Genomic DNA, 6,318 nt, shown 5'->3' with positions numbered 1-6,318 from the left:
ACAGCCAATGGGATAACGGATACCACATAGGTATTCATGCCGTGCAGTTTAGTGGTCATCCAAAGGATGATGGTCAGGGCAAAGGTAACGTAGACCACAATCGCTTTCCATGATTTTAGGAATGTACCTTCTAAAGACAACACCATTTTTTCTTCAGATGACGGGAATAGTTTTTGTAACAGTACCCACGCAATCGCCAGTTGCACAATGACAAACGGTAAACCAAATAGCATCCAACTTAAAAAGTCGATGCTGTTTTCACCTGTCAGATATTGCAAAGCAATGGCGTTTGGCGGTGTACCAATGGGCGTTGCAATACCACCTGTGTTAGCCGCAATAGGGATGCACAATACCAGCGCTTTGATCCCAAGATCGCCGGGTTTGGCCGAGGCAACAATTGGCCCAAGTAGCGCTAGCATCATCACAGTGGTGGCGGTGTTTGACATAAACATCGAGAACACAGCGGTAATCAGCATTAAACCTAACATGATGTATTTAGGTTTGGTGCCAAAGGGTTTTAATAGAACTCGCGCTAAGTTGTTATCGAGTTGATATTTAGAGGCTGCAATTGCTAAGGCAAAACCACCCATAAAAAGAATGATGATCGGTGATGAGAATGAGCCCAATATATCGGTATAGGGGATCAGCGTACCAAAGGCTTCATTGGCGTGATCGACCCTTAAAATGGTCAGCCCTTTATCGGACAAGAAAATCAGCTCAAGGGTAATAATTAAAATGGAGGTCGCAAACACAGGGACAGGTTCAAGTACCCACAATAATGCAGACATCACGAAAATTGCTAACAGGCGTTGCTGCACTACCGTAATACCATGGATTGGGATCCACGCACTGGGCATAGCGAGTATGAGAATAGGTATTAAGAGGCAAAAACCTATTTTAGCTATTTGATTTGAGTTTTCTTTGTTCATCCCATCACTTCCTTTTCATGCGAAGTTGCAGGTTATCGAAAACTTGTTGCAAGTGTTTGGCTTTCTTGCACCTTTTTAACAGGTAATGCTATTTATTTGTAAGTATTTTGCTTTTAATCAAAAAAAAGCAGCTCGATTATCTCGAACTGCTTTCTTGTTGGATAAGGTTTAAGAAGTACCGACGCTTAGGCGACGTCTTCATCCTCTATCTCGAAATTTGTGTCTAATTCTTCTTGTGACAAGATGATGCCAGTGTTGTCGGCGTAGATATAGTCTTCAGGCAAGAAGCTCACGCCACCAAAGTTAACCGGTACATCCACTTCACCGATATCCGTTTGGCTTGCACCAACAGGGATAGAAGCCAGCGCTTGGATACCGATATTCATATCTTCTAGTTCGTCGACCTCACGAACTGAGCCGTACACTACAATGCCTTCCCATTCATTATCTTCTGCAAGAGAAGCAATTTCAGCATCAATCAATGCGCGTCGTAAGGAACCACCGCCGTCGATAAGTAATACTCTACCTTGCCCGTTTTGATCGAGAACTTCGCGTATCAGTCCATTGTCTTCAAAGCATTTAATGGTGGTGACTTGACCGGCAAATGACGCACTACCACCAAAATTACTAAACATTGGTTCTACGACATCAACCTGATCTAAGTAAACATCACACAGGGCTGAAGTATTGTATTCCATAATCGGTGTCACCTTCTAAGTTAGTATTCCCAAACTAGAGTATATCTTGCAATGGCAATTGATAATTGACGCAAGTTAACCTTTTTACTAAACAATGATAGCTAAAGAAAATAATACATTAGCGATTAATGCCAGTTTTACCACTCCAGCCATCAATGGGGCAATAGCTAAACTGTCTTGCGCACGATTGAGGGCACGCAAATGCAATACACTCGGCACTAAAATAGCAACAGTAAGCAATAAGCTCAATGGGTTACAGTGACCGTTGAGTACAAAGGTAAGATATGCCAGCCAAGCTAAAGAGATTAATAGCGCATGATATAGCTTAGCTTTTCCTAAACCTAAACGAACCGCTACGGTTGTTTTTCCAAATGCTTGGTCATTATCAATATCGCGCATATTGTTGACGTTGAGAACCGCGACAGCCAGTAATCCGGTGGCGGTGGCAGGCAGTAATAAATCAGCGGTGATACTGAGTGCGTGCAGGTAATAGGTTCCACCCACGCCTAGTAGCCCAAAGAAGACATAAACTGCCAGATCGCCTAATCCCATATACCCATAAGGTCGTTTACCTACGGTATAAGCAATGGCGCAGAATATAGCTAAAACGCCTAAGCCAAGGAAGATACCTATATCTACTATGGTGGTTAAAGATGATAGAATTAGTGTCAATCCTGAAAGTAAACTCAGGAGCGAACACACAATCATTGCTATCTTCATTTGTGTCGGACTTATCTCACCCGACTGTATCGCTCTCGTCGGCCCCAATCTATCTTGATTATCAGTTCCTTGTTGGGAGTCACCATAATCATTGGCAAGGTTTGATAAGATTTGCAATAGAGTCGCGGTCAGCAAAGCAAGCAGGCTGACACTCCATGAAAAATGCTGATGGGTATAGGCCAAGCAACTTCCGGTTACGATGGAAGTGAGAGCCAGTGGTAATGTTTTAGGTCGAGCGGCTGATAACCAATGAGAAGCAGACAAAGTAATATAGCTTTTTACGTTAAAATGACAGTGATTGAGTATAGCAAATCTATTTTCCATTTGATCAAATTACAATGGCCTAAGTAAGGTATTGAGAAGCAAAATGAAAACAAAGCAAAGAATTGTGTATGGAGCGCTAGAATTATTCAACCAACATGGTGAGCGCAACATCACGACTAATCATATCTCAGAACACCTTGGAATTAGTCCCGGCAATCTTTATTACCATTACTCAAACAAACAAGAAATTATCCGCGCCATCTTCAAAGACTACACTTCAGAGTTACTGGATAGATTCCGCCCTTATGAAAGCCAAGAGCAAAGTTTAGTGCTATTGAAGCATTATGTGAATTCTACTTTTTCCTTGATGTGGAAATACCGTTTTTTCTATGCAAACCTTGCCGATATCGTCAGTAGAGATGCACAGCTACACAGTGCCTACTGCCAAGTTCAAGAGAAGCTACGTATCAACTTAGTGGCAATTGTAGAATCTTTTCGCACGCTCAACCTGATTGTGGTTGAACCGGATAACATGCCTCGTTTTGTGACTAATTTGCACTTTATTGCCAATGGTTGGCTAGCTTATCAATCGGCGATGAGTGCCAATCAAAAGGTGACTGAGTCGATGATTATGCAAGGAATGTTGCAGATATTGGCTATGGTAAAACCTGTGGCAACTCAATTGGGTCGAGAGCAACTACTTTTGCTTGAAGAAGGGTTACAAATGACCTGTACAGCAGAAGCTGAGTAATACCAATCGTACTAAATAACGGGTCATTCTAGCTTGTTCTCGAGCATTTTCCCTGCGCTAGTTCTGATCACTTACTTAGTGTGATTGGTATAAAAAAAAGGAGCGTTAGCTCCTTTTTTATGTCTTTTACAAACGTTAGATTAGCGTTTGTGAGCGTAGGCTGTACCTAAGCGAGTAGTGGCTTCTCGTTGCATGCTAGAGTCAAACTCGATGGCATCTTTCGGGAATAAGTTAATCACCGTGGAGCCCAATTTAAAGCGACCCATTTCTTCCCCTTTTTTGAAGTGAATGGCTTTTTCGCCTTCGGTTGGGTAATCCCAACGATATACCGTATTACCACGAGGTGGTGTGACGGTTCCAGCCCAAGTCAGTTCGATACTACCCACAATAGTGGCACCGACTAATACCTGCGCCATAGGGCCAAATTCCGTATCGAAAATACACACCACACGTTCATTTCGTGCAAAGAGATTTTCTACGTTTTCTGCCGTTAATGGATTCACAGAGAACAGGTCACCCGGTACATAGATCATTTGCTTCAATGTGCCGTCGCATGGCATGTGCACGCGGTGGTAGTCACTTGGTGACAGGTACAAGGTAGCAAAACTGCCGTCTGTAAAAGCTGCAGCTAATTCAGAGTCGCCACCAAGTAGCTCACAAGCAGAATAGTCGTGGTTTTTAGCTTGAATCAATTTGCCATCTTCAATCGAGCCAAATTGACTTACGCAAGCATCAGCGGGGTGCGTAATAACACTCTCGCCTTCTGCGATAGGTCTTAGCCCCGGCTTCAATTCACGTACGAAAAAGTCGTTAAAAGTAGCGAAGTATGCAGGATCTGAGTGCAACGCCTCATCCATGTTAATTTTGTATTGCTTGATGAAGCCACGAATAATCGACGTGGTTACTACGCCAAGTTTCGCAGATGCTAGCTTTCCAACTAGGCGGGTAAGGCCATGTTGTGGCATCCAGTATTGGGCACCGACTTTGATTTTATCAATCACAATAAGGTCCATTATTCCTAAATTGGGGCAGAATGTTACTTAAACTAAGGCTATTTGTCTAAGTAAACTACTGATCCAGTTTCTTATTTTTTGAGTATTGGCGGTTAGCTTTGTTTTCCACCATGCTTTCAATAATTCGTTGGTAATTTTCAAAACGATTAGGATGTATTTTGCCATCGCTAATGGCTTGTTGCAGCGCGCAACCGGGGTCATCGGCATGCTTACAATCACGGAATTTACATAAGCCTAAGAATTCGCGGAACTCCACAAACGCCGTAGTGACTTCATCGGCTTCAAGGTGCCAAAGACCAAACTCTCGCACTCCTGGGGAGTCAATCAAATCGCCACCAGCAGGGAAGTGGTACAAACGCGCCGCGGTTGTGGTGTGTTGACCTAAGCCTGAGTTGCTTGAGACAAGACCTTCTTCAACGTCTAACTCTGGCATTAAGGCATTGACTAGACTCGACTTACCGACACCGGATTGCCCAACAAAAATGTTAATTTTTCCAGCCAATTCGGCTTCTAACGCTTCAATACCTTCTCTTGTTTCCTTACTGACCAACAACACTTTATAGCCAATATCGCTGTAAATTTTTAATTGCTCTTTCAGGACTGGTAGCTGTTCATCGGTGGCTAAGTCAATTTTATTGAGCACTAATAACGGCGCAATGCTTAGCGTTTCAGAGGCCACTAAATAACGGTCGATAATAGACAGTGACAGTTCAGGCAGTATTGAGGATACAATGACCATCTGCTCAACGTTGGCCGCAACAGGTTTTAGACCATCATAGTAGTCCGGTCTGGTGAGCATAGACGTTCTAGGTTCTACCGCTTCAACAACTCCAGAAATACCCGCCATAGACTCCAATCCGATGCGCCAAAGCACACGATCACCGGAGACTAAACTCTCGATACCACGACGTAAGTTACAGCGATGAATTTCACCAGTCTCAGTGTCCTCAATATCAGCATGTTGCCCAAATCGAGTGATGACCAAGCCTTTTTTGGTTTCACCGAGCATTTGCTCATCCCATTGAACAGCATTGTCTTGTTGCAGTCGCTTTTTCTGATTTCCGCGTACACGACGTACTTGTCCTTTGGTTAGCTTTTTCTTTTTAGCCATGTATTCTTTAGTGTCCGGTTGGCTTTCTATAATTGACGGGTATGATATACCTAATTGACCTCAAGATGCGAGATTAAGCAGTATCTGCTCACAATTAAGCGAATCTACTTTTTGCATTTCAGTAAGACTACTGAGGTTTCCTTACAACAATAATAGGCAATTTAATCCATGGTGTTGAACGATAAAAATTTGATTTGGGTTGATCTGGAAATGACAGGGCTTGATCCTGAAACTCATAAAGTCATCGAGATCGCCTCTATCGTAACGGATAGTGAGCTCAATATTTTAGCTGAAGGGCCTGTGATTGCCATTCATCAGTCTGATGCAGAACTGGCAAAAATGGACGATTGGTGTACCAATACCCACACCAACAGCGGTTTAGTTGAACGCGTTAAAAACAGCGATATCAACGAAGATCAAGCGGTGGCGTTGACGATCGAATTCTTAGAAAAATGGGTACCCAAAGGCGCTTCACCTATTTGTGGCAATAGTATTGGGCAAGACAGACGCTTCTTGTACAAGCATATGCCTGAGCTAGAGCAGTATTTCCACTACCGTTATGTGGATGTCAGCACCTTAAAAGAATTGACTCGTCGCTGGAAACCAGAAGTTTTAGATGGCTTCACTAAACAAGGCGTGCATCTTGCGTTGGATGATATTCGAGAGTCTATAGCAGAGCTTCGTTACTACAGAAAGACAATCATGAATATCTAGTGTGACTATTTTTTGCGCACTTAAAGCGAAACTACAAAGAAAAGTAAAATTAAGGCTTGCATCACAGAAATAACCTCTTATAATTCGCACCCCTAAACGAATTAAACTCGTTTACGAA

Annotated in this window: 7 protein-coding genes; 2 read left to right on the top strand and 5 right to left on the bottom strand. The window is 42.9% G+C overall.

All coding sequences use genetic code 11. The features are described 5' to 3' along the window. From VHA01S_RS17605 to VHA01S_RS17595, 3 genes are all read right to left on the bottom strand, one after another. A partial coding sequence (locus VHA01S_RS17605; protein WP_023405695.1) for an SLC13 family permease occupies positions 1 to 929 on the bottom strand: 929 nt, incomplete at its 3' end. A 185-nt stretch (positions 930 to 1,114) separates the two neighbouring features. Beyond that, the gene (gene rraA / locus VHA01S_RS17600; protein WP_023405694.1) at positions 1,115 to 1,627 is read right to left on the bottom strand and encodes a ribonuclease E activity regulator RraA; all 513 of its coding nucleotides are present in this window, start codon (positions 1,625 to 1,627) and stop codon (positions 1,115 to 1,117) included. An 87-nt stretch (positions 1,628 to 1,714) separates the two neighbouring features. Beyond that, entirely contained in the window at positions 1,715 to 2,617 is a 903-nt protein-coding gene (locus VHA01S_RS17595) for a 1,4-dihydroxy-2-naphthoate polyprenyltransferase (RefSeq protein WP_039971408.1), read from the bottom strand. Between the two features lie 97 nt (positions 2,618 to 2,714). Between VHA01S_RS17595 and VHA01S_RS17590 the strand changes: the two genes are divergently transcribed. Continuing rightward, positions 2,715 to 3,362, top strand: coding sequence for a TetR/AcrR family transcriptional regulator (locus VHA01S_RS17590; protein WP_023405692.1), 648 nt, complete (start codon positions 2,715 to 2,717; stop codon positions 3,360 to 3,362). A gap of 140 nt (positions 3,363 to 3,502) precedes the next feature. Here the strand turns inward: VHA01S_RS17590 and asd are convergent, their stop codons facing one another. Further along, on the bottom strand, positions 3,503 to 4,360 hold the full coding sequence (asd, locus tag VHA01S_RS17585) for an archaetidylserine decarboxylase (protein WP_039971407.1): 858 nt from the start codon (positions 4,358 to 4,360) through the stop codon (positions 3,503 to 3,505). 70 nt (positions 4,361 to 4,430) lie between these two features. Next, complete coding sequence (gene rsgA, locus VHA01S_RS17580; RefSeq protein WP_023405690.1) at positions 4,431 to 5,486, bottom strand: small ribosomal subunit biogenesis GTPase RsgA; 1,056 nt, start codon at positions 5,484 to 5,486, stop codon at positions 4,431 to 4,433. A gap of 168 nt (positions 5,487 to 5,654) precedes the next feature. Here rsgA and orn point away from each other — a divergent pair, with 168 nt between their 5' ends. Next, positions 5,655 to 6,200: an oligoribonuclease gene (orn, locus tag VHA01S_RS17575; RefSeq protein WP_023405689.1), complete on the top strand. Its 546-nt coding sequence runs from the start codon at positions 5,655 to 5,657 to the stop codon at positions 6,198 to 6,200. Positions 6,201 to 6,318: the final 118 nt, after the last annotated feature.

Source organism: Vibrio halioticoli NBRC 102217 (genome assembly GCF_000496695.1).
Lineage (GTDB): Bacteria > Pseudomonadota > Gammaproteobacteria > Enterobacterales > Vibrionaceae > Vibrio > Vibrio halioticoli.
This window is presented reverse-complemented; position numbering and strand designations above follow the sequence as displayed.

Excerpts from the sequence above, each read along its gene's own strand:
- rsgA (WP_023405690.1), bottom strand. The coding sequence starts at position 5,486 with ATGGCTAAAAAGAAAAAGCTAACCAAAGGACAAGTACGTCGTGTACGC.
- orn (WP_023405689.1), top strand. The coding sequence starts at position 5,655 with ATGGTGTTGAACGATAAAAATTTGATTTGGGTTGATCTGGAAATGACA.
- VHA01S_RS17590 (WP_023405692.1), top strand. The coding sequence starts at position 2,715 with ATGAAAACAAAGCAAAGAATTGTGTATGGAGCGCTAGAATTATTCAAC.
- rraA (WP_023405694.1), bottom strand. The coding sequence starts at position 1,627 with ATGGAATACAATACTTCAGCCCTGTGTGATGTTTACTTAGATCAGGTT.